This window comes from Agrobacterium leguminum, from assembly GCF_015704895.1.
Lineage (GTDB): Bacteria > Pseudomonadota > Alphaproteobacteria > Rhizobiales > Rhizobiaceae > Agrobacterium > Agrobacterium leguminum.
Window position 1 is genome coordinate 1 of the sequence record NZ_JADQWB010000033.1, and the last position, 19,876, is coordinate 19,876.

Annotated in this window: 18 protein-coding genes; 12 read left to right on the top strand and 6 right to left on the bottom strand. The window is 57.1% G+C overall.

From position 1 onward, the window contains the following. Positions 1 to 66 precede the first annotated feature (66 nt). From I3J13_RS25230 to citF, 5 genes are all read left to right on the top strand, one after another. On the top strand, positions 67 to 354 hold the full coding sequence (locus I3J13_RS25230; RefSeq protein ID WP_236001152.1) for a winged helix-turn-helix transcriptional regulator: 288 nt from the start codon (positions 67 to 69) through the stop codon (positions 352 to 354). A gap of 447 nt (positions 355 to 801) precedes the next feature. Further along, positions 802 to 1,242, top strand: coding sequence for a hypothetical protein (locus I3J13_RS25235; protein ID WP_196380626.1), 441 nt, complete (start codon positions 802 to 804; stop codon positions 1,240 to 1,242). Positions 1,243 to 1,355: 113 nt separating this feature from the next. After that, on the top strand, positions 1,356 to 2,507 hold the full coding sequence (locus tag I3J13_RS25240; RefSeq protein WP_196380627.1) for a CaiB/BaiF CoA transferase family protein: 1,152 nt from the start codon (positions 1,356 to 1,358) through the stop codon (positions 2,505 to 2,507). After that, positions 2,504 to 3,379, top strand: coding sequence for an HpcH/HpaI aldolase/citrate lyase family protein (locus I3J13_RS25245; protein WP_196380628.1), 876 nt, complete (start codon positions 2,504 to 2,506; stop codon positions 3,377 to 3,379). The genes I3J13_RS25240 and I3J13_RS25245 overlap by 4 nt, the downstream gene beginning before the upstream one ends. 24 nt (positions 3,380 to 3,403) lie before the next feature. Next, positions 3,404 to 4,978, top strand: a complete 1,575-nt coding sequence (gene citF / locus I3J13_RS25250) for a citrate lyase subunit alpha (protein ID WP_196380629.1) — start codon at positions 3,404 to 3,406, stop codon at positions 4,976 to 4,978. Here citF and I3J13_RS25255 read toward each other — a convergent pair. After that, entirely contained in the window at positions 4,975 to 5,913 is a 939-nt protein-coding gene (locus tag I3J13_RS25255; RefSeq protein ID WP_196380630.1) for a LysR family transcriptional regulator, read from the bottom strand. The genes citF and I3J13_RS25255 overlap by 4 nt on opposite strands. A 115-nt stretch (positions 5,914 to 6,028) precedes the next feature. Here I3J13_RS25255 and I3J13_RS25260 point away from each other — a divergent pair, with 115 nt between their 5' ends. The 6 genes from I3J13_RS25260 (at position 6,029) to ribB (ending at position 12,765) form a co-directional block, all read left to right on the top strand. Beyond that, complete coding sequence (locus I3J13_RS25260) at positions 6,029 to 7,549, top strand: fumarate hydratase (protein WP_196380631.1); 1,521 nt, start codon at positions 6,029 to 6,031, stop codon at positions 7,547 to 7,549. 309 nt (positions 7,550 to 7,858) lie between these two features. After that, positions 7,859 to 8,473 carry a glutathione S-transferase family protein gene (locus I3J13_RS25265; RefSeq protein WP_196380632.1) on the top strand — a complete coding sequence of 205 codons (615 nt, stop codon included), beginning with the start codon at positions 7,859 to 7,861 and terminating at the stop codon, positions 8,471 to 8,473. 82 nt (positions 8,474 to 8,555) lie between these two features. Beyond that, positions 8,556 to 9,956, top strand: coding sequence for an aldehyde dehydrogenase family protein (locus I3J13_RS25270; protein WP_236001150.1), 1,401 nt, complete (start codon positions 8,556 to 8,558; stop codon positions 9,954 to 9,956). 76 nt (positions 9,957 to 10,032) lie between these two features. Then, positions 10,033 to 11,187: an LLM class flavin-dependent oxidoreductase gene (locus I3J13_RS25275; RefSeq protein WP_196380634.1), complete on the top strand. Its 1,155-nt coding sequence runs from the start codon at positions 10,033 to 10,035 to the stop codon at positions 11,185 to 11,187. A 72-nt stretch (positions 11,188 to 11,259) separates the two neighbouring features. Further along, complete coding sequence (locus I3J13_RS25280) at positions 11,260 to 11,811, top strand: flavin reductase family protein (protein WP_196380635.1); 552 nt, start codon at positions 11,260 to 11,262, stop codon at positions 11,809 to 11,811. Between the two features lie 309 nt (positions 11,812 to 12,120). Next, a complete protein-coding gene (gene ribB, locus I3J13_RS25285; protein ID WP_196380636.1) occupies positions 12,121 to 12,765 on the top strand; it encodes a 3,4-dihydroxy-2-butanone-4-phosphate synthase in 645 nt (214 codons plus the stop codon). A gap of 551 nt (positions 12,766 to 13,316) precedes the next feature. Here the strand turns inward: ribB and I3J13_RS25290 are convergent. After that, positions 13,317 to 14,603, bottom strand: coding sequence for an MFS transporter (locus I3J13_RS25290; RefSeq protein WP_196380637.1), 1,287 nt, complete (start codon positions 14,601 to 14,603; stop codon positions 13,317 to 13,319). A gap of 90 nt (positions 14,604 to 14,693) precedes the next feature. On the opposite strand from I3J13_RS25290, the gene I3J13_RS25295 reads away from it, so the two are divergent. Beyond that, entirely contained in the window at positions 14,694 to 15,593 is a 900-nt protein-coding gene (locus tag I3J13_RS25295) for a LysR family transcriptional regulator (protein WP_196380638.1), read from the top strand. A 169-nt stretch (positions 15,594 to 15,762) separates the two neighbouring features. Here the strand turns inward: I3J13_RS25295 and I3J13_RS26085 are convergent, their stop codons facing one another. From I3J13_RS26085 to I3J13_RS26030, 4 genes are all read right to left on the bottom strand, one after another. Further along, positions 15,763 to 16,098 (bottom strand): hypothetical protein, encoded by a 336-nt coding sequence (locus tag I3J13_RS26085; RefSeq protein WP_196380639.1) that lies wholly within the window; start codon positions 16,096 to 16,098, stop codon positions 15,763 to 15,765. A gap of 233 nt (positions 16,099 to 16,331) precedes the next feature. After that, a complete protein-coding gene (locus I3J13_RS25305) occupies positions 16,332 to 18,368 on the bottom strand; it encodes a methyl-accepting chemotaxis protein (protein WP_196380640.1) in 2,037 nt (678 codons plus the stop codon). 705 nt (positions 18,369 to 19,073) lie between these two features. Further along, positions 19,074 to 19,352 (bottom strand): LysE family translocator, encoded by a 279-nt coding sequence (locus tag I3J13_RS25310; protein ID WP_268884171.1) that lies wholly within the window; start codon positions 19,350 to 19,352, stop codon positions 19,074 to 19,076. A 35-nt stretch (positions 19,353 to 19,387) separates the two neighbouring features. Then, the gene (locus I3J13_RS26030; protein WP_338081659.1) at positions 19,388 to 19,564 is read right to left on the bottom strand and encodes a LysE family transporter; all 177 of its coding nucleotides are present in this window, start codon (positions 19,562 to 19,564) and stop codon (positions 19,388 to 19,390) included. Positions 19,565 to 19,876 lie beyond the last annotated feature (312 nt).

The following is a 19,876-nucleotide window of genomic DNA, read 5'->3' on the forward strand; positions in this document are numbered from 1 at the left end:
GCCGACCCTGCCAGCCGTTCGTCGAGCCGTCATCAGCGCACTTGCCATCCCCATGATGGCAATCCGATGTCCCCACTGCAAAGGGCAAATTCGGACAGCAGAATATATTCTGCCAAAGTAGTGCTAGTCATTCCGCCGAAAGCGGAGTATTCCTTGACCGAGGAAGGCAAGACGATCGGGCCGATCCTTATCCAGTTATGCGCCTGGGGTAAGGGTTGGCTGCGGAACCGTGGCCTGACGACACTGGCTGACGATGTCCGCCTCGAGGACAGTGTTATCGATGGGAACTCGGCATCGGGGAACGTCATTTGCATGACACGCCGCGCTTGTCACACGCAAACACCGCTACGATAGCGCGGCGCGCGTGTTAACGGGATGGATCGGATAACGATAGGGTGATGATCAGACGGTGAGCGCTTCGTGTACCATCACTGAAAGGTGCCAGGATCGTCGCTTCAGTGATCATCGTAGAGGTATTCGATAAGCAGGCATGCCATGGCGATCACGACCACCGTTGTCGCTAAGGTTGAGACTCCATCCACGAGGCCGAATCGATCGATCATAAATCCAGCGCCAATGGGAAGCAGTGCTGCCGGGAGATACCCTCGACGATGGCGCCAATTCTTACGAAGATTTGGAGCTCAAGGAGCATGCGCAGCTCGCTATTCGACTGATCGAGTCGCATCAAGGTCTGGAACAGACCAATCTTCGATTCTGTGCATCTGCGCGGCATCCATCGCCATCTTTTCCAAGATGTCTACGAATGGGCAGGCCACCTTCGCCGACGGCACGACCGCATTGATGCCCACGATGAAAAAGAACGGTGGCCAGGGCCTTGCCCTTGGCCCGCAGATCGAGCCCGGCCTCGATGCGATCTTGGCCGGCCTGAAAGCCGACAGCTTCTTGCAGGAGCTTTCGCGCGACGGATTTGCCGACAAAGCAGCGCATTCGTGCCACGCGATAGGGCTACGAGCAGGGACCGCCGATCAGTCTTTATCCGCCGGTCAGGTAAGCACCGACATGCGCCACGCCATTCGCGACGGCGTTCAGTTTCGCGCTCTTCAGACCATACCGACCCACGAGCAGCCGCCGGTCCATCCATCGGATCTACACCCGCAAGAGCAAGGAATTTTCGTCGATCTACCCCTTTGCCTTCGGGTCGATAGCGCGCTGCGATCCGTTTTACGTCGCCCCGCGCGGTGCAAAGGCGCTATAGCGGTTTTGTCATATTCACATGACTAGGCATAAGCAGCGCATATCGATTTCCTCCATTCGAGATATTGGACGCAATGGTGTGCTTGCGCGAAGCTGCACCTCAGAACCGTCGAAGACGAGCAAAAAATGAGGAAACGCGCATGGGAATGTCCGGTCCGCTCAGTGGCATCATGGTCGTCAGCATAGAGCATGCGATTGCCGCTCCTTTCTGCACGCGACATCTGGCCGATCTCGGAGCCAGGGTAATAAAGATTGAACGCCCGGGCGGAGGTGATTTTGCGCGAGGCTATGACAGCAGAGCAAGAGGCCTTGCGTCGCATTTCGTCTGGGTCAACCGCTCGAAAGAGAGCCTAGCTCTCGATCTGAAATCTCCAGGAGATTTCAATGTTCTGAAAAGCCTGCTCCGTCAGGCTGATGTCTTCGTCCAAAATCTAGCGCCCGGCGCCGCCGATCGCATGGGTCTTGGTTATGTCGAACTGAAGACGATCAATGATCGACTGATCGTATGCGATATCTCTGGATATGGATCCAGCGGCCCTTACCATGCGAAGAAGGCCTACGATCTCCTGATCCAGAGTGAGGCTGGTTTCTTGTCGGTAACCGGGACGGAAGATGGCCCCGCAAAGGCGGGATGCTCGATCGCCGACATCTCTGCAGGGATGTACGCCTATAGTGCAATCCTCGCTGCTGTCATCCAGCGCGGCAAGACCGGCAAAGGCTGCCGCATCGATGTCTCGATGCTGGAGTGCATGACGGAATGGATGGGCTTTCCGTTATACTACGCGCTCGACGGCGCTGCTCCCCCTGTGCCGGCCGGCGCATCGCATGCAAGTATCTTCCCTTATGGGCCATTCCTCGCAGGTGACGGACGAACCGTCATGCTTGGGATTCAGAATGAACGGGAATGGGCGAAATTTTGCGACAAGGTTCTGTTGCAGCCCGATTTGCAATTCGACGAGCGTTTCGACACAAACAGCAAGCGCTCGGTCGCTCGCGGTGAATTGACCGCTCTGATCCTTGAGGTGTTTGGCAAGTTCACGGCTCAACAGGTGATCGACCGCCTTGAATCTGCGGATATTGCGAACGCGGAAGTTCGCACCATGCAGCAGGTCTGGGAGCATCCGCAATTGCTCGCGAGGGGCCGCTGGACAGAGGTCAAAACACCCGTCGGATCACTTCCAGCGTTGCTGCCGCCGGCGCTTCCGGATGGGTTTGCCCCGGCTATGGGGCCTGTGCCGAGCGTCGGGGAGCACAATGCTGCGATCTTGAGAGAGCTGGAGGTGCCAGCATGACCGATACGCGCAAGCTCATTGCTGAGGCTAGGTCGTTTCTATTTGTCCCAGGAGACAGGCAGGAGTGGTTTCAAAAGGCGTTGTCTACGCTATCCGACATTGTGATCGTCGACCTCGAGGATGCGGTTGCCGAGGCGAGCAAGGGGGCAGCGCGCCTCGCCTTGAAGTCCCATGAATGGGGGAAAGAGAAGGCCCGCGTGCTGGTGCGGGTGAACGCATCCGATACCCCATGGTTCAAGGATGATCTCGACGCGTGCAGGGCGGCGGGTGTCCAAGGAATAATGCTTTCAAAGACCCAGGAAGTCGCGGATGTCGCCCGAGCAGTTGCAATTGCGGACGGGCTGATCGTCGTTGGACTGATCGAAACGGCAGCCGGAATAGCCAATGTTGCGTCAATCGCGCAGCATGAATCGGTCGCGCGGCTGGCATTCGGTTCTATCGACTACTGCCTAGATTTGTGTATAGCAGGCGACGGTATCGGGCTGGCAAGCGCCCGTTCTGAATTGGTGCTCCGGTCAAGACTGGCAAATCGGCCTGCACCGATCGAAGGTGTCACAGCAGATTTTCGCGACGATCAGGCGCTGGTTGCAAGCATAGGCGTGGCGAAAAGCTTCGGATTTGGTGCAAAGCTGGCGATACACCCGGGCCAGATCGAGCTCATCAACAATGGTTTTATGCCTGCCGATAGCGAGGTCAACTGGGCTCGCGAGGTCATGGATGCTTATGAAAGAAGCGATCAAACCTCCGGATCCTTTTCGTTTCGCGGTGGAATGATCGATAAGCCGATTCTCGCCAGGGCAAAGCGGATACTTGGCGCTTCACCGTCATCGAACGCGAACCGGACCCGCTCCCAGTCCCCTAATCAATCTTGAAGACTGCGCGAGGTGTCGATGCACATGAGTAAAACGGCAGATGTTCTCGATGCAACATTGAAATCGGAGATCCCGCAGTTCATAGTCGGATATGGCGCTGTGCATCTTTACGCGGAAGGCGTTTCTCCTTCATGCGTCGTCCAACGAGTGGGCGCCGTCATACACCGAGGGCAAAGCGACAAAGAGAAATGCTTGGAATCCATCCGCGCGGCTATTTTGGCATGCGGATTAAAGGATGGCGCTACGATCTCGTTTCATCACCATCTCAGAAACGGAGACGATGTTCTTCGCGCCGTGATGGAGGAGGTCGCAGGGCTCGGACTTAGAAACCTCCGTGTTGCCGCCACCTCGATTTTTCCGGCGCATGCGGTACTTGTCGATCACATCAGAAGCGGCGTCGTCGACCGGATCATTTCCAGCTACATTGTCGGCCCCGTCGCAACGTCGATATCACGCGGCGAATTGGCTAAGCCGGCGGTCCTTCAGAGTCACGGAGGGCGCGCACGGGCGATCGAGACCGGCGACCTCCACATCGACGTCGCGTTCATTGCAGCGCCGGCCGCGGATATTTCCGGCAATTTGAGCGGCTCGCTCGGCAGGGCGGCATGTGGACCGCTGGGTTACCCAATGGTGGATGCCAGGTACGCCGATCGGGTCGTCGCGATCACAGACACGTTGAGCCAGAGGGTCCTGCCGGCAATCGACATATCGCAGGACCTGGTCGACTTCGTTGTCGAGGTCGATTCGATTGGGGACCCTGCAAGAATCGTTTCAGGAACAACACGCGTGGCTTCTGACCCTCTTGCCGAGGCAATTGCGGAGACAACCGTTCGGATCATCGAGACCTCCGGCTTGCTCAAAGACGGCTTTTCTTTTCAGGCGGGCGCCGGCGGGATCTCGCTGGCGGTTGCAGAGAAACTTGCCGCCAGCATGCGCCGACGATCCATTGTTGGTGGGTTTGCGCTGGGTGGCGTAACGTCCGCGATCGTCGAGATGTTCAGGGGAGGGCTTTTCCGGACATTGTTCGATGTGCAGTGCTTTGACCTTGAGGCCGTCGAATCCTATCGGCAGGACCGAGGACACATCGCGATTTCGGCATCGTTGTACGCGAGTCCCGCCTCGAAAGGGGCCATGGTCGACAGTCTGGATGTGGTCGTCCTCGGGGCCGCCGAGGTGGATCTGAACTTTGACGTCAATGTCACGGCGGTGAACGGCGGCCAGATCATTGGCGGTTCCGGAGGGCATGCGGACACAGCTTCGGGCGCGAAACTGACAATCGTCACGACCCGACTGACCTCAGGCACGAATGCAAAGGTCGTGGATCTGGTCGAATGCCGAACAACACCCGGGGCAACCATCGATGTCGTGGTCACGGAGGTGGGAGTAGCTGTCAATCCGAGACGAGAGGAAATCAGGCGCCTGCTGGTGGCCGAGGGGATAACGGTTCTGGATATAGGGGAGTTACGAAGGCTCGCAGCTGCCAAAACAGGTTCGTCGGCCCGGCACAGGCCGAACAGGCAAGAAGCGCCGATCGTCGCCGTCGTGGAATATCGGGACGGGAGCGTGATGGATGTCATCAGGCAAGTCGAGGCGCCTTAACGGGGTTTTTCTACCCACATGGCCTGCGGATTTTCGGCCAGGGCCTCTCGCTTCGCATCTTCCAGACAACGGATAAAATTACGTACTGCCGCCGTCATGAGCAGATCAGGACCATGGACCAGTTGCATCGAAGCGAGAGGAACCGGCTCAGTTATCCGACGGTAGGAAACCCCCGGAGCATTCACGTGGCGCATGGAGGCCGGCACCAGTGCTACACCGACGCCTGCGGCGACCAGATTGATGGTCGAGGCCAGTTGAGGGGCTTCCTGTACTATCCTTGGACTGAAACCTGCTTGCCCACACGCTGCGATCATCGCATCGTAAAGCTGTCTGCCATTGGTCCTTGGGTATACGATGAAACGTTCGCCTGAAAGCATGCTCAGAGGGAATTCATCCGCTTCGGCGAACCTGTGGCTCACCGGTAAGGCCGCCCACATCGCTTCGTCAGGAAGAGGAGTGTGGCGGAAGCCCTCGACTTCGTCATCTGCGGGCCGCGCGAAGGCAAGCTGAATGCGTCCATCGCGAAGCGACTGCATCAAGATCGTCGTTGCGTATTCCTGCAACTCCAGTTCCAATTCCGGGTATGCTTGCCGGAACCGGCCTATCGCGCTTGTGACGATGGGATTGAAGGATGCCGAACTCGTGAATCCGATGCGAAGCTTGCCAAGTTCCCCCTTGGCTGCACGCTGAGCGGCCAAGGCGCCCTGCTCGCTGGCGAGCAGGACGGCGCGGGCGAATGGCAGCAGAGCTTCGCCCGCCTCGGTAAGCTCGACACCACGGGTCAGGCGATGGAAAAGCTGGCTACCCAACTCGTCCTCAAACTGCCTTATCTGCTGGCTGAGGGCCGGTTGAGCCACGTTGAGACGCTGTGCGGCTCTCGTGAAATGCAGCTCCTCTGCCGCGGCTAGAAAATAGCGGTAATGCCGGAATTCCATAACTGTCACCTATCGGGAAGCTCGGCTGGCATTATTAGACGATATGGATCGGCAAGGCTATCTTGAGTTTCGCCACGGCGCCAGGTTTCGCAGGATATGATTTTTGGAGGAAGGTATGCCTACTATAAGTCCCGAGGACATCGTTGAAAGTGTCGCCGATGCTCTTCAATATGTCAGCTTTTATCATCCCTCCGATTATCTCGATGCCTTGGCAGAGGCCTATGAACTAGAAGAGTCGCCAGCAGCGCGTGATGCAATTGCGCAAATCTTGATGAACAGCCGCATGTCGGCTGAAGGGCATCGCCCGATCTGTCAGGACACCGGAATTGTCACGACCTTCATAAAATGGGGGCAGGACTGTCTCCTTGCATCTGACCGAAGCCTGCAGGCGATCGTGGATGAGGGGGTGCGGCGGGCTTATCTCAACAAGGACAACCCGCTACGGGCTTCGATCGTGTCCGATCCGGCGTTCCGGCGCCTCAATACGCGGGATAACACGCCAAGTGTCCTTCATCTCGAATTGGTGCCTGGCGATCGGGTCGAAGTGACCATCGCCGCAAAGGGTGGAGGATCGGAGAACAAAGCAAAGTTCAAGATGCTCAATCCATCGGATTCGCTGGTGGACTGGGTGCTGGAAACCGTCCCGACCATGGGAGCGGGATGGTGTCCTCCCGGAATGCTGGGAATCGGGGTAGGGGGAACCGCCGAAAAAGCGATGATCATGGCAAAGGAGTCCCTGATGGCTCCGATCGACATGTCAGCACTTAAAGCGCGCGGCCCGAGCAATGATATCGAGGCGCTTCGGATTGAACTCCATGACAAGGTCAACGCGCTTGGCATTGGAGCGCAAGGCCTAGGCGGACTGACGACTGTTCTGGACGTGAAAATTATCGATTGGCCAACGCATGCCGCATCGAAACCGGTTGCGCTCATCCCAAACTGTGCAGCCACCCGACATGCCCACTTCGTCCTTGATGGATCTGGGCCGACTTTTCTGCCGGAGCCGGATCTGTCGACGTGGCCTGATATTCCCTGGAAGCCGGATGCGGCGGCTCTGCATGTCGATCTCGATACGCTGGAGCCGGATCAAGTTGCGCAATGGAAAGCAGGCGACCGCCTCCTGGTATCGGGCAAGCTACTCACTGGTCGAGATGCCGCGCATAAACGCATTCAGGATATTCTCGCGCGGGGTGAAGATCTCCCGGTCCAGTTCAAGGGCCGGGTTATCTACTACGTCGGTCCGGTCGATCCGGTTGGGGAAGAAGTCGTTGGCCCGGCTGGTCCGACGACCTCCACCCGCATGGACAAGTTTACCGATACGATGCTGAATCTCGGGCTTTTGGCCATGATCGGAAAAGCTGAGCGGGGGCCGCAGGCAATTGCTTCGATCAAATCACATCGCCGCGCCTACATGACTGCAGTGGGCGGCGCCGCATATCTCGTGGCACGTGCGATACGCAAAAGCAGGGTCGTTGCCTTTGCCGATCTTGGCATGGAGGCGATCTACGAATTCGAGGTCAGGGATATGCCCGTGACGGTCGCTGTCACCGCCGACGGCGACAGCATACATACGTCAGGTCCGCGTCGATGGCAGCGGCCGATCATTAGTGCGTCAGGGATTCCCTTGCAGCCGTAACACCGATCGATGGCCTCTCCTATAATAAAGCTGCTGCCCCGCTTCGAGACGATGCCGGGGGGAGATCCATATCCACGGGTAGTCGACCACGCTATATCCATAAGCAATGCCTATCGGTTTCGATGCTCCGGGTTATTCGACTTGCATTCGGGGTTGCGCTTAAATTTCTCAAAAGCTGAGTGAAGCGGCAGCGGTGTTCAGGAGCATGCCGGCGGTCAAATCGAAAAGCGAATTCGGGTGCGGCCGTTCTGTACCTTGAGGAAGGCGAGAGCCGCAAACCGTTGAAGCATATGCCTTCGGGAGGAAGTCATGAGACTATTTTACAGTACGACATCGCCATTCGCGCGCCTGGTTCGGATTGCGCTCGCCGAAAAAGGCGTGGCTTACGATGGCTACCTGACAGATCCCTGGAAAGACGACCCGGCCCTCAAGCGCGCCAATGCGAGCGTTCGCGTACCGACGCTCGTTCTCGAAAACGGTATCGAGTTGACAGAAAGTCTTTTGATCGTTTTCTGGCTCGAAGCGGCATACGCTGGCCAGTCGGCTTCACTCTTCGGGGCGGATCCCGCAGGACATCTGGCTAGGGCAGGTGTGGCGGTCGGCGGAATAGAAGCCGCCGCGGCCATTATTATCGGGCGCAAGATGACAGACGCCGGCTTCGACGAAACTGCGGTTGGACTGCGCAGGAGACGTACCATCATCGATGTGCTGAAACGCCTTGAGGAGGCTTCCTCCACAATCGCCGGCAGGACACCGACGATCGACGCTATCGCAGCTGTCGTCCTGCTCGATTATGTCCGCTTCCGGTTCCCAACAGCTGAATGGGTGCCCGATGTTCCAGCCTTGGATGCATTTGCCCGCTCGCTCAGCCACCGACCGTCATTCCTCGACACACAGCCACGGGAGATGCCGGTTCCAGCCTGAAAGCGGTTCCGGTTCCAATACGAGCCGTGCCTAAACTTTTCAGAGACTTACACACTTTGGTCGATAGCATGAGGAGAGATTGATGACGATGATCGAGGTTCTGTCACCCTATGACCGGCGCCAGGTCGGCCATGTCAAGGCGGCGACACCGGATGATATCGAGAACGCACTCGCGACCGCCTTCGGGCTGTTTCGCGATCGTCGCCAATGGATTTCGAAGCAGAAGCGCATCGCGATCCTTCACAAGGCGGCAGAGATCATCACAGAGCGTCGCGAAGTTCTTGCTCGCCAGGCGGCCAGTGAAGGTGGGAAGCCTCTCAGGGATTCCCTGATCGAAGTCGATCGTGGCGTCGACGGCATCAGAACATGCATTGAGGAGCTTCGCACTAACGCGGGAAGCGTCATACCCATGGGCCTCAATGCGACATCCGCCGATCGCATCGCGTTCACGCAATACGAGCCGATCGGGGTCGTCGTGGGTGTCAGTGCATTCAATCACCCCTTTAATCTGGTCGTTCACCAGATTGCGCCGGCCGTTGCCGTGGGTGCGCCTGTCATCCTTAAGCCGGCGACGACAACCCCACTCTCCTGCAAGGCTCTGGTTGACATATTTGAGGAAGCAGGTTTGCCCAGCGGCTGGGCGCAGATGGTCGTTCCAGAGCCAGAACTAGCAACGAAACTAGTCAGCGATGCGCGCGTGGGCTTCCTGAGCTTCATCGGTTCGGCCGCCGTCGGGTGGATGTTGCGGTCGAAATTGGCTCCCGGCGCACGATGTGCGCTCGAACATGGAGGTGTCGCGCCCATCATCGTCTCGCATGATGCGGACCTTGAGATGGCCCTGCCGAGGATTGGCAAAGGGGCATTCTGGCATGCCGGCCAGGCGTGTGTCGGCGTGCAGCGCGTGTTTTGTGATCGGCGGGTGGTGAACGACGTCGCACAGGGTCTGGCAGTCATCGCTGACAGAATGATTGTCGGCGATCCCCTCAATCTGGAAACGGAGGTTGGTCCTCTTATCACTCATCGCGAAGTGGAGCGCGTCGGTCGATGGATTGACCAAGCCGTTTCCGATGGAGCGAGCCTTGTCACAGGTGGCCGGAAAATATCCGATAGCTGCTATCCAAATACCGTGCTCATGGAGCCACCAACTGACGCCGATGTGACGCGCAAGGAAATCTTTGGCCCGGTCGTATGCGTCTACGGTTATGACGATATCGACAGCGCCATCGCGTTATCGAACGACCTGCCTTTTTCCTTTCAGGCTGCTGTCTTCACGCAGAATATAGATACGGCGATGCACTGCTATCGCCACCTTGACGGGACCGGCATCATGGTCAACGAAAATACGCTCTTCCGGGTCGACTGGATGCCATTTGCCGGGGCAAGGCAATCGGGACTTGGTGTTGGGGGCATGCACCACACGATGCACGACATGCAAACCGAAAAGATGATGGTCTGGCGCTCGGATGCGCTCAGCGGGATCTGATTGATTGGGAGGAAAGGTCGGGATCGACCTTCCTCGACTATATCTGCAAGCCACGAATGTTATGGAGGAGAATGACATGAACGCAATGGCTCAAGTAAGCTCGAACCCTATGGCCAGTTCCACAAACAAGATGAAGCTGGGGGTTTTTGCCATCAATGCGCATGGGGGATGCGCGATCACAACCGCACCCGAGGTGCACCGTGCCGAGGACTGGAAAACCAATATTGAGACGGTGAAGTTGGCCGACGAAGCCGGGTTCGAGGCGGCGATCCCTATTGGGCGCTGGCGCGGATTTGGCGGCGATAGCAATTTCGGAGGTACGAGCCTCGAAACCTATACTTGGGCGGCGGCAGTCGCTGCGTCCACCAAGCAGATTGCGACAGTTACGACATCGCATGTGCCGACCGTGCATCCGCTTTTTGCAGCAAAGCAGGCTGCAACGATCGATCATGTCAGCGGCGGTCGCTTCGGTCTCAACATCATTTGTGGTTGGTTCGGTCCGGAAATGAGGATGTTCGGCGGCTCGATGATGGAGCACGACGAACGCTACGACTTTGCTGACCAGTGGCTGGAGATCGCACAGAAGGCTTGGACGACCGAAGGGTACTTCGACTACAAGAGCAAATACTTCAATATCGAGCAGGCTTTTTCGGAGCCGAAGCCCCTTAGCCGGCCATTTCTGATCAATGCCGGTGGTTCGGCACGGGGTAAGCGCTATTGCGCCCAGCACTGTGACGCGGCCTTTATCATTTTGGGCGCCCATGACCTCGAAGGTGTGGCCAAACAGGTTCGGTCCTATAAGGACCTTGCCAAGAATGAATTTGGCCGTGACCTCAAAGTCTGGTGCTACTCCTATGTCTCGGTGGCAGAGACCTTGGAAAAGGCAAAAAGCTACGTCGACCGTTACGTGCTTGACTATGGCGACGATCAGGCTTGCGACAATATCGTCAAGGAGCTCGGGATCCAGACAGGCATCTTCACGCCCGACCAGGCAGAGCAGTTCCGATACCATTTCAAGGCAGGCTGGGCGGGTTTCCCTCTGGTTGGCACGCCAGAAATGATGGTGGATCATCTCGGTCTCCTTTCGGATGCCGGCATGGATGGCGTTTGCCTGAGCTGGCTCGACTACAATAACGGGATCAAGCAGTGGAATGCCGAAGTCATGCCCTTGCTGGAAAAGTCAGGCCTGCGCGAACGCAATGATGCGCAGCCGATGCGCGTTGCCGGCTGATTGAGATTGCGACCCGGTGGCAAGCCAACGGGTTGCTTCCTTCTGATGCACCCAGGAACAGGAGATCATTCCATGTCGAGCGACAATACGAGCCCATGCGACCAGGTCACACTGGATTTCAAGAAAGCGATGCGTCGCCTTGCCGCGACGGTGACAATCATCAGCACCGACGATTTCGACGGCATACGCCATGGGATGACCGCTACCGCCGTCAGTTCACTTTCCATGGACCCGCCCTCGCTGCTCGTCTGCGTGAACCACGACGCCAGCATCTATGCGCCGCTGATCAATCGAGGTCGGTTTTGCGTCAATGTCCTGACCACCGACCACGAAGATCTCGTGGCCGCCTTCAGTGGAAAGCTTAAAGGCGATGCCCGTTTCGAAATGGGTGACTGGTTCCGCGAGAGCCTAGGGACGCCGTACTTGAATGGCGCCCAATGCAACCTGTTTTGCGATGTCGACAGTGAAATCCCCTTTGGCTCGCATTCGATCGTTATTGGCAGAGTAACCGCGGTACGGGTTGAAGAAGATATCCGTCCGCTGATTTTCTCCGATGGTAGATTGGGGGCAACCCAGTCGCTGGCAGCGGCACTGCAGAGCCGGTCTTGCGGTCTTGGGATGTGACTCTTATCGTCGGGTGACTGTCTATAGGGCTTCCTACACTGGTCTACTCGAGCTTATCGACAGGGAAGTATTGAGGCGTCCTTTGTAGCAGTGCGCAAGGCACCCGAACATTATGATTGACACCTGTTCGAATCGCTCTTCGGCATTTTTTAATGCCAGGATTGTGTGTCGTACGCTCTATGCGACCGAAGCGGGTCCTGTAGACGGACAGGCTCGGACCGCCGTAACTCAGGAGAAAACCGCGTTCATAGGAGATCAACTTTTGGCGGTCGTTCACGACTTCGAGGCTCGAAGGGAAAGGAATGTACTATGACAATTTCGCGTGTAGCCGATGCTATCGCCGCCATGAGAGGCGGGAAGATGGTCATCGTTGTCGATGACCATGATCGGGAGAATGAAGGCGACCTCATCATCGCCTCGGAAGTCGTCACTGATGAAGCGATCGCCTTTATGATGAACCGCGCCCGCGGCCTCGTGTGTATTGCGATGGAGGGAGAGCGTCTGGACGAGCTAGGCCTCCCGTTGATGGTGGCTCGAAACAGCGATAGCTTTCAGACCGCATTCACTGTTTCGGTAGATTTTATTCCAGGAACAACAACGGGCATTAGCGCGAGCGACAGAGCGACAACTGTGCGGGCTCTCGTGAACCCGAAGGCTCGACCAGAGGAGTTTGCCCGTCCTGGCCATATGTTTCCGCTGCGCGCGCATCCACTTGGTGTCTTCGGCCGGCAGGGGCATACAGAAGCGGCGGTTGACCTTGCACGTCTGGCCGGGTTTGTGCCTTCCGCAGTGATCTGCGAGATTTCCAACAACGACGGATCGATGGCACGCCTGCCCGAGCTGGAACGCTTCGCCGAACGTCATGACATACACCTTATAACGATCGAAGACCTAGCGGCGCATCGCATGTCAATAGAGGATTTCTCTAAGATCCGTTCTCAGGAAGTTGCTTGACGAAAGCTTCCGGATGTCAGGGCCGCAGGCATGTATCTGTTTCGGCTATAATAATATATAAAAAAAAGATCATGGAGGGCACCATTCTTTGAGACAACGGACCAACCGTCCTTCATCGGATTTGTGTGATGACGATCAGCCGATCGGTCGCTACAACATCCGGTGAGAGAATGGGATTCACTTCCGTCAGCGGCTCTATGCATTTACGCAGCACAAATGGTGCGATCGAGCTAGGAACAATGATACAAACAGCCCCCTGATGGTGTTTCTCGGAAAGCGTTGATGCCATCTCTGGCAGCGTCATGGGATTGACACAGGTATGTTTGGTCTTTTTACGCTTTTACATTCTCTGGCTGGGATCGTAGAGGCGGCTATCGGCGCAGTCGCGGTGCAGATGCTCGGTTGGCAGGGGCTTTTACCTAGCAAGCACCGTTCTTTTCGGGATCGGGATACCCTTACCAAGGGCCAACTTTGAGAAAACGAAAGTGGTATAGTTGGCCGTACTGCGGAGGGGGGGGTGAAACCCTCAGCCTATAAGGGTGAGGAGTCACTCAGTTAGAGCCATCGGGTGAGTGTGGAGAGAACAAGACCAGCATGAGTCCGACAACTGCCAGCCCGCTCGTCAACATGACGACCGACATCCAGCCGCCGTGCTGCCAAGACCATCCCGCGATGGACCCGATGGCGCTCGAGCCGAGATAGTAGAATAAGAGATAGAGCGATGATGCGTGGCCCTTATGGGGACCGGCGAGGCGGCCAACAGAGCCACTCGCAACTGAGTGACCGATGAAAAATCCAGCGGTGACAAGAGCTATGCCGAGAATAATGACTGGAAGCGAGGTTGAGAGCGTTACCAGGACGCCGGCCAGCATCATGCTCAATCCGAACGCCATCAATCGACGGCGACCAAACTGATCTGCCAGATATCCCGAGATGGACGACGATACGATGCCAAGGCTATAAACCAGGAAGATAAGGCTTATTGTTGAATGGCTTAGGCTGAATGGCGCGATGGCAAGGCGGAATGATGCGTAGTTGAAGAGCGCGATGAAGATACTCATCAAGACGAACCCGATGAGATAGAGCCGCAGCAAGGCGAGACTGCAAAGGCTGGTGGCCCATGCTCTCAAGTGATAGCGCAGGTTCAGGCCAGGGCGTCGAACAAAATTTCTGGATGTAGGTAGCAGCAGTAGAAAGCCTAGACAAGCGACCAAGCCGAGCGTTCCTAGCCCAACCATGGCAGCACGCCACGAGGTGTATTCCATCACCAGACCTATGCCTACCCGTCCAGCCATGCCGCCAAATGCAGTTCCGGCGACGTATAGGCCCATAGCTCTTCCCAGGTGGCGAGGATCGATTTCCTCAGCGAGCCAAGCCATGGCCACGGCTGGCACGCCGCCAAGCACGAGGCCTTCAATGGCGCGCGCAGTCAATATAGTTGCCCAATTTGGGGCGAGGCCTACCGCGATGTTACATACGGCAGCTAGGGCCATTGAGGCGAACATCACGCCACGCCGCCCGAGAGCTTGAGAAAATGCTCCGGCCAGTACAACTGCAATCGCGAGGAGTCCCGTCGTGAGCGACAGCGCCAAGGAACTTTCAGCAGGGCTACGATCAAAAGCTTCCGAAAATACAGGCAACAGCGGCTGAACGCAGTATATAAGGGAAAAGGTCGCGAACCCCACGAGGAAAAGAGATAGGCCCGCCCGCTGATAATCTTGTGATCCCGGCATAATCCAATGCGTATCGCTCCCATCGCTGCATGCAACGCGACGATCATCATGAGGGGAATGCGGCGACGCATCTTGCACGGTGGTGGCCGAACGATTTTGGAGCATTGTGTGACCTTTCGCGAGATCACTATATCCATGACGCAACCATCTATCCAATATATCATATGTACAGACTCTATATACAAGGTGTATCACATGGAATTACGACATATTCGTTATTTCCTCGCCATTGCTGAGGAAAGGAATTTCACTCGTGCTGCCGACCGCTTAGGTCTGGCCCAACCTCCACTAAGTATGCAGATCAAAGATCTGGAGAGGGAAATAGGAGTACAGTTGTTTCACCGCTCCTCTCAGGGCGCGACGCTGACCGAGGCAGGGATTGCATTCAAAAACTCGATCGCCTCAATCCCTGCTCAGATCGCGGTCTCGGCTCACGCCGCAAGACGCGCGGCAAAAGGTGAGATCGGACATCTTCGTCTCGGTTTCACGGGCTCAGCTGCATTGAACCCAATTGTGGCTTCAATTATCCGCGCTTTCCATCGGAGATTTCCCGATGCGGAGGTAAGCCTTGAGGAAACCAATTCAGTTGCGCTCGCTGCGCATCTTGCCGAAGACCGGCTGGATACAGCTCTCTTGCGCCCGTCGACCTGCGACCGCGATGATCTTGTGACGCTTCCCCTGTTGCACGAGGATTTGGTCGTCGCTATTGCATCAGGCCATGCGGGCGGATCGAAAACGATTGATCTAAGGGATCTACGATCGTCACCACTTATCCTGACACCGCGTATGGTGGGAACAAGCCTCCACGACGCGGCACTTGAAACATGTCGTATTGCAGGCGTAGACCCGATCATGGGGCCAACCGCTCCACAGATCGGATCACTCCTGTCACTCGTTTCCGCGGAGTTGGGCTATTCTTTGGTCCCTGCATCCCTTCGCCAGCTTCCCATTGCCGGGGTCGTGTTTCGCGAACTCACTCATACCTCTATAAGAGTGGGTCTCGCTGTCGCGCATCGGAAAGACACGCCATCGCAGATCGCTCTGAACTTCGTAAAAGTTGCCAATGAGGTCGCTCAAGAAGGAGCAGATGGCTGAAAGGTTAGTTTTCAAGGGTTGTGCGACGCGCGCGTCGCAGCAATCGCGAGCGATCCGCGTTAGGATGCATCGCGGAAAACGATACCCAGCGGTTTGCGATTGCTAAGCACAGCCTAGATGTCGTCAGCCGTTCTGAGGTCTTTGATATGCTGGCACGGCGTAAAAAAGTCTACTGCGTTGAAACTGGGACCTCCGAATGTAAATTTAAGGACAGTACTATCCTCGGCCGTACAGGTTTGAACTTATACCCAAGGTGGCAAAAATCATCGCCGCACGCGGCAAGGCAAGCATCTCTCCGATCGTCCTCCGTCCTTGAGGCGATGTTCCCGATCAGGTTAGACCGCACTAAGTCCGGTGAGGAGCTTCGAAGGGGTAGTGACGCGGTGAGCTCATCAACAACGTCGCCGTCTTCGAGTCGGGCTCCCACAGCGGCAGGATACCTATTCTCCATCTGCGGATCGGTGCGAATGGCCATACAGGCCTCCTGCGTTCCGACACCGAGCAAGGGAATACGTAGCGCGTACCTAGATATGCAGCAGATTCAGAAGTTCGCGGCGTGCGGATGCCGATCCGGCCAGCATATGTGCAACTCATCGATCACGACCACACCGGTGTTGATTGCCCGCAGGGCAGTCAGAGCCATCTATTCCAGATCGTGGGTGCGGAAACCTTCGCTCGCCCGCAGTCAAGGCGCCGTTTGCATCGTCGCTTGGTTTGGGGCAATCGCTGTTGTCTGCATCAGAATTCCTCCCAGGTATCCATGGCAACTGCGGTTGCCCCCTCGCCGCCGAAGGCGCCGGCGAGTTTGCGGCCGAGTGCGCGGGCAGGGGAAGGAGCCGACTTGCTGTCGGCGACGACCGTGCGCGGCAGGGATGCCGATCCGTCGAGCCTAAAGCGTGTGATCAGTCGAGCAAGGTTCGCGGCCTCGTCGGCCAACCGGTTGGTCGCAGCCGTCGATTCCTCCACCATAGCGGCGTTCTGCTGCGTCGTCTGGTCCATCTGGTTGACGGCGGTCGAGACCTCGGAAAGCCCCGTCGCCTGCTCCTTCGCTGCAGTGGCGATCGAATGCACGTGCTCATTGATCTTGACCACATGGCCCTGTATCAGCGACAGCGCCTCTCCGGTTGCTGTCACCAGCTTGACGCCGGAGTTCACTTCTTCGCCCGAACGCGAGATCAGGGCTTTGATGTCCTTGGCCGCACCGGCCGAGCGCTGGGCCAGTTCCCGTACTTCCTGGGCGACGACGGCAAAGCCCTTGCCGGCGTCACCGGCGCGTGCAGCCTCGACGCCCGCATTGAGCGCCAGGAGGTTCGTCTGAAAGGCGATCTCGTCGATGACGTTGATGATCTGACCAATCTCGCCGGAAGCCTGCTCAATCTTGCCCATCGCCGAGATGGCATCCTTAACGACCGTGCTCGACTGCTCGGTGCTGCGACGCGCCTCGTCAACCATGTGGCTGGCTTCCGTCGCCCGCTCGGTCGAACTCCGCACGGCGGCGGTGATTTCTTCCAAGGCCGAGGAGGTTTCCTCGAGCGAGGCGGCCTGCTGCTCTGTGCGCTTGGAGAGATCTCCTGAGGCCATCCGCATTTCGCCGGCGCCGCCATTGATCGTGTCGATGGCCGAGCGTACCTCACCAAGAACGGAGCGCAGGTTCGCCAGCGTTTGGTTGACGTTCTGTTGCAGATCGCCGAAGGCGCCCTGGAACTCGCCGCGCATGGTTTCCGTCAGATTGCCTTCCGCCAATGCGGAGATAACCCGGCGGGTCTCGGCCACACCGCGATCGACCGAAGTCACCAGTTCGTTCACCTGGGCGGCGAACCGGTTGAGGTCGGCGTTGTCGTAGTCCTTGTTGATGCGCTTCGTGAAGTCGCCGGCCACCGCTGCGTTGACGACCTCGCCGATGCTCGATTGCAAGTCGGCGCTCTTCGCCTGAAGCGCCGCCTCCTGCGCGTTCATCTCGCGCACCTTGATACCGTTCTGCTTGAACACCTCGACGGCGCGGGCCATCTCGCCGATTTCGTTGCGACGATCGGTAAACGGAACATCCGTGTCCAGATCACCACCAGCCAGAACGCTCATACCGCGCGTCAGCCTGCCGATCGGCCGCGCTATCGATCGTGCGCCGAACACGGCGGAACCGATCAGCAGCAGCATCATGGCGAATGCCATGCCGATGTTAACGATGCGCGTAAACGCCTGCACCCCTTGGCTCTCATTGACGGCCTCAGTCGCAAGGTTCTTCGCGACCGAAACGCCTTCGTCCAGCGTCTTCGTCATCGCTTCCGCAGTTGCAAGCAGGGATGAGCGAAGTTCCTCCTCCTTGCTATCGATCTCCTTGGTTGATGCGACGCCGTTCGATCTGGCTTGGACCACCTTCGCCAAATCGCCGGCCATACCTGAATAGGTCTCGGCGAGATTCTTGATCGTCTGAACGCGATCCCTGTTGGCCGGGGTCCACATCTGCGCCTTTGCTTCGTCCAGATATTTCTGCACGGAGTGATAGCGCTCCTGCACGCTGGTAATGGCTTTGTTCGCATCATCGGCTTTGCGGGCCAGACGGAGATCGCGTACGCCGATCTGCATGCCGCGCACGGAAGCCTTTGCATCGACAAGATTACGGGAAATAGTCATTTGAGTGAATGCGCGTGAGGTCGCCTCATTGGCGTCTTGGGCGAGAATCCAGCCAACCAACGTAGTTAGTACCATAAGAAGGAAGCCTGCCCCGGACATGAGCGCGAGCTTGGTACTGATGCGTGAGAAAATGTTTGTAGCCATTAATTGAAGTTCCTGCGTAGCCGAAAGAGGAAAGCGCCATGCTTCCAGTCGAGCTTTGAGCGAAATGCCGCTCGAATCATTCGAGCGGCGACGGGTGGCGTGCTCAGTAGGCTGACCTTTTATCCCTGCGCGTCTGCCTCCCGTGAGCACTTGGCTGGCTACCGTTAGACAATTGTGAAGGTTAACAACGGCTAACCTTTGTCCCCTGAGATACCTAAAGACGCAAAATGTGGACAATGTTTCTGAAAATCGGACATCTATCGATTTGATTAGCCTCTTACCGCTCGCCTTTGTGTTTCCGATGGTTTCCCCTTCCCCGATGATCGGAGGAGGAAGACGACCAACGTGGAGAAGCTCAATCACGGATTCCGGTTTCGGAGGATCGAGAATATCCTCACGCGCGGTGCGAAGGCGGACAGCACGCAGATAAGCCGAAGGTGTCGTTTCCCTGAAACTGCGGAAACCGGTTTCGAGCGCGCTGGTAGAAACACTGACGGCTTCCCCCACCATCTATACGGGACGATGTTGACGTGTATGAAGTCGATAGCGTCACGAACATGCCAGAGCGCGAGCGGCGTCAAACGGACCAAAAAGCTGCCCAAATTGCTGCTTATAATAATTGGGGAGATCGAACGCGAACAGCAACCGATAGAGGATTCTGTGCCAAACTTTGCAGTTGGGGTGGAAGCGGCCAACCGGAAAGTTTTACTGACGTGTTGCAATCGCCGTTGCGACCCCGCTCATACAAACCGCGCCGCCGCGGTTCATCAACTTCACCGCGCGCGGAGAGTTCAGCGCGTGCCGAGCCCGCGCACCGGCCAGCGCGAAGGGGTATTGCGCAATCAACAAGATTACTCCGGTGACAGCGGTAAGCAGCAAGGTGTCCGCCATGCCCACCGTCGAAACATCGATCACTGTAGGGAAAATGGACACATAAAATAGAACGGACTTTGGATTACCCAGCCTAATGAGAATGCCGGACATGAACGCATTCCAGTCGCTTTCCTGGGTAGTAGGGATTAGGCTGGCCGTGGGACGGCGCGCCAGAACTGCACGGCCAGCCAGCTTAGATAGGCGACACCGACCCACTTGATAACGATCAATAAGGTCGTGAACGTTTCGGCGATATAAGCGAGGCCCGCGAGCGCTGCTGCAAGATAGATGATGTCGCTTGCACCATGCCGGTCGTCATCCACCCGGCCAACCGATACCCTGACCGCAATGACTGTGCCACGATTGCCACGATCTGGGGACCGGGAATGATGGCGGCGTTAGCCAGCGCGCTGCAATATGCGATGAGGCCTGAGAGGTCCATGTTCCTCCGCACGTCGGACAGTGTCCGATTATGCGCTTATTATAGACGGGTACCGGCAGTGGCAAGGTATAGCGCGGCGATCAGGATGAGACGCTGGCGACAATCTGGATGAGATTCTTAGGTCGCGGTCGGGCTCAAGTTATCATGCTGATTGTCGCTGACAAGTTCTTCGTCGTTTTCTGATTGTCGCTCC

What these genes read in the sequence shown, in the direction of transcription:
- I3J13_RS25230 (WP_236001152.1), top strand. Translation starts at nt 67, where the DNA reads ATGTCCCCACTGCAAAGGGCAAATTCGGACAGCAGAATATATTCTGCC.
- I3J13_RS25270 (WP_236001150.1), top strand. Translation starts at nt 8,556, where the DNA reads ATGACGATGATCGAGGTTCTGTCACCCTATGACCGGCGCCAGGTCGGC.
- I3J13_RS25240 (WP_196380627.1), top strand. Translation starts at nt 1,356, where the DNA reads ATGGGAATGTCCGGTCCGCTCAGTGGCATCATGGTCGTCAGCATAGAG.
- I3J13_RS25290 (WP_196380637.1), bottom strand. Translation starts at nt 14,603, where the DNA reads ATGCTCCAAAATCGTTCGGCCACCACCGTGCAAGATGCGTCGCCGCAT.
- I3J13_RS25265 (WP_196380632.1), top strand. Translation starts at nt 7,859, where the DNA reads ATGAGACTATTTTACAGTACGACATCGCCATTCGCGCGCCTGGTTCGG.
- citF (WP_196380629.1), top strand. Translation starts at nt 3,404, where the DNA reads ATGAGTAAAACGGCAGATGTTCTCGATGCAACATTGAAATCGGAGATC.
- I3J13_RS25235 (WP_196380626.1), top strand. Translation starts at nt 802, where the DNA reads ATGCCCACGATGAAAAAGAACGGTGGCCAGGGCCTTGCCCTTGGCCCG.
- ribB (WP_196380636.1), top strand. Translation starts at nt 12,121, where the DNA reads ATGACAATTTCGCGTGTAGCCGATGCTATCGCCGCCATGAGAGGCGGG.
- I3J13_RS25245 (WP_196380628.1), top strand. Translation starts at nt 2,504, where the DNA reads ATGACCGATACGCGCAAGCTCATTGCTGAGGCTAGGTCGTTTCTATTT.
- I3J13_RS25260 (WP_196380631.1), top strand. Translation starts at nt 6,029, where the DNA reads ATGCCTACTATAAGTCCCGAGGACATCGTTGAAAGTGTCGCCGATGCT.
- I3J13_RS25255 (WP_196380630.1), bottom strand. Translation starts at nt 5,913, where the DNA reads ATGGAATTCCGGCATTACCGCTATTTTCTAGCCGCGGCAGAGGAGCTG.
- I3J13_RS25280 (WP_196380635.1), top strand. Translation starts at nt 11,260, where the DNA reads ATGTCGAGCGACAATACGAGCCCATGCGACCAGGTCACACTGGATTTC.
- I3J13_RS25275 (WP_196380634.1), top strand. Translation starts at nt 10,033, where the DNA reads ATGAACGCAATGGCTCAAGTAAGCTCGAACCCTATGGCCAGTTCCACA.
- I3J13_RS25305 (WP_196380640.1), bottom strand. Translation starts at nt 18,368, where the DNA reads ATGGCTACAAACATTTTCTCACGCATCAGTACCAAGCTCGCGCTCATG.
- I3J13_RS25310 (WP_268884171.1), bottom strand. Translation starts at nt 19,352, where the DNA reads ATGTCCGGCATTCTCATTAGGCTGGGTAATCCAAAGTCCGTTCTATTT.
- I3J13_RS25295 (WP_196380638.1), top strand. Translation starts at nt 14,694, where the DNA reads ATGGAATTACGACATATTCGTTATTTCCTCGCCATTGCTGAGGAAAGG.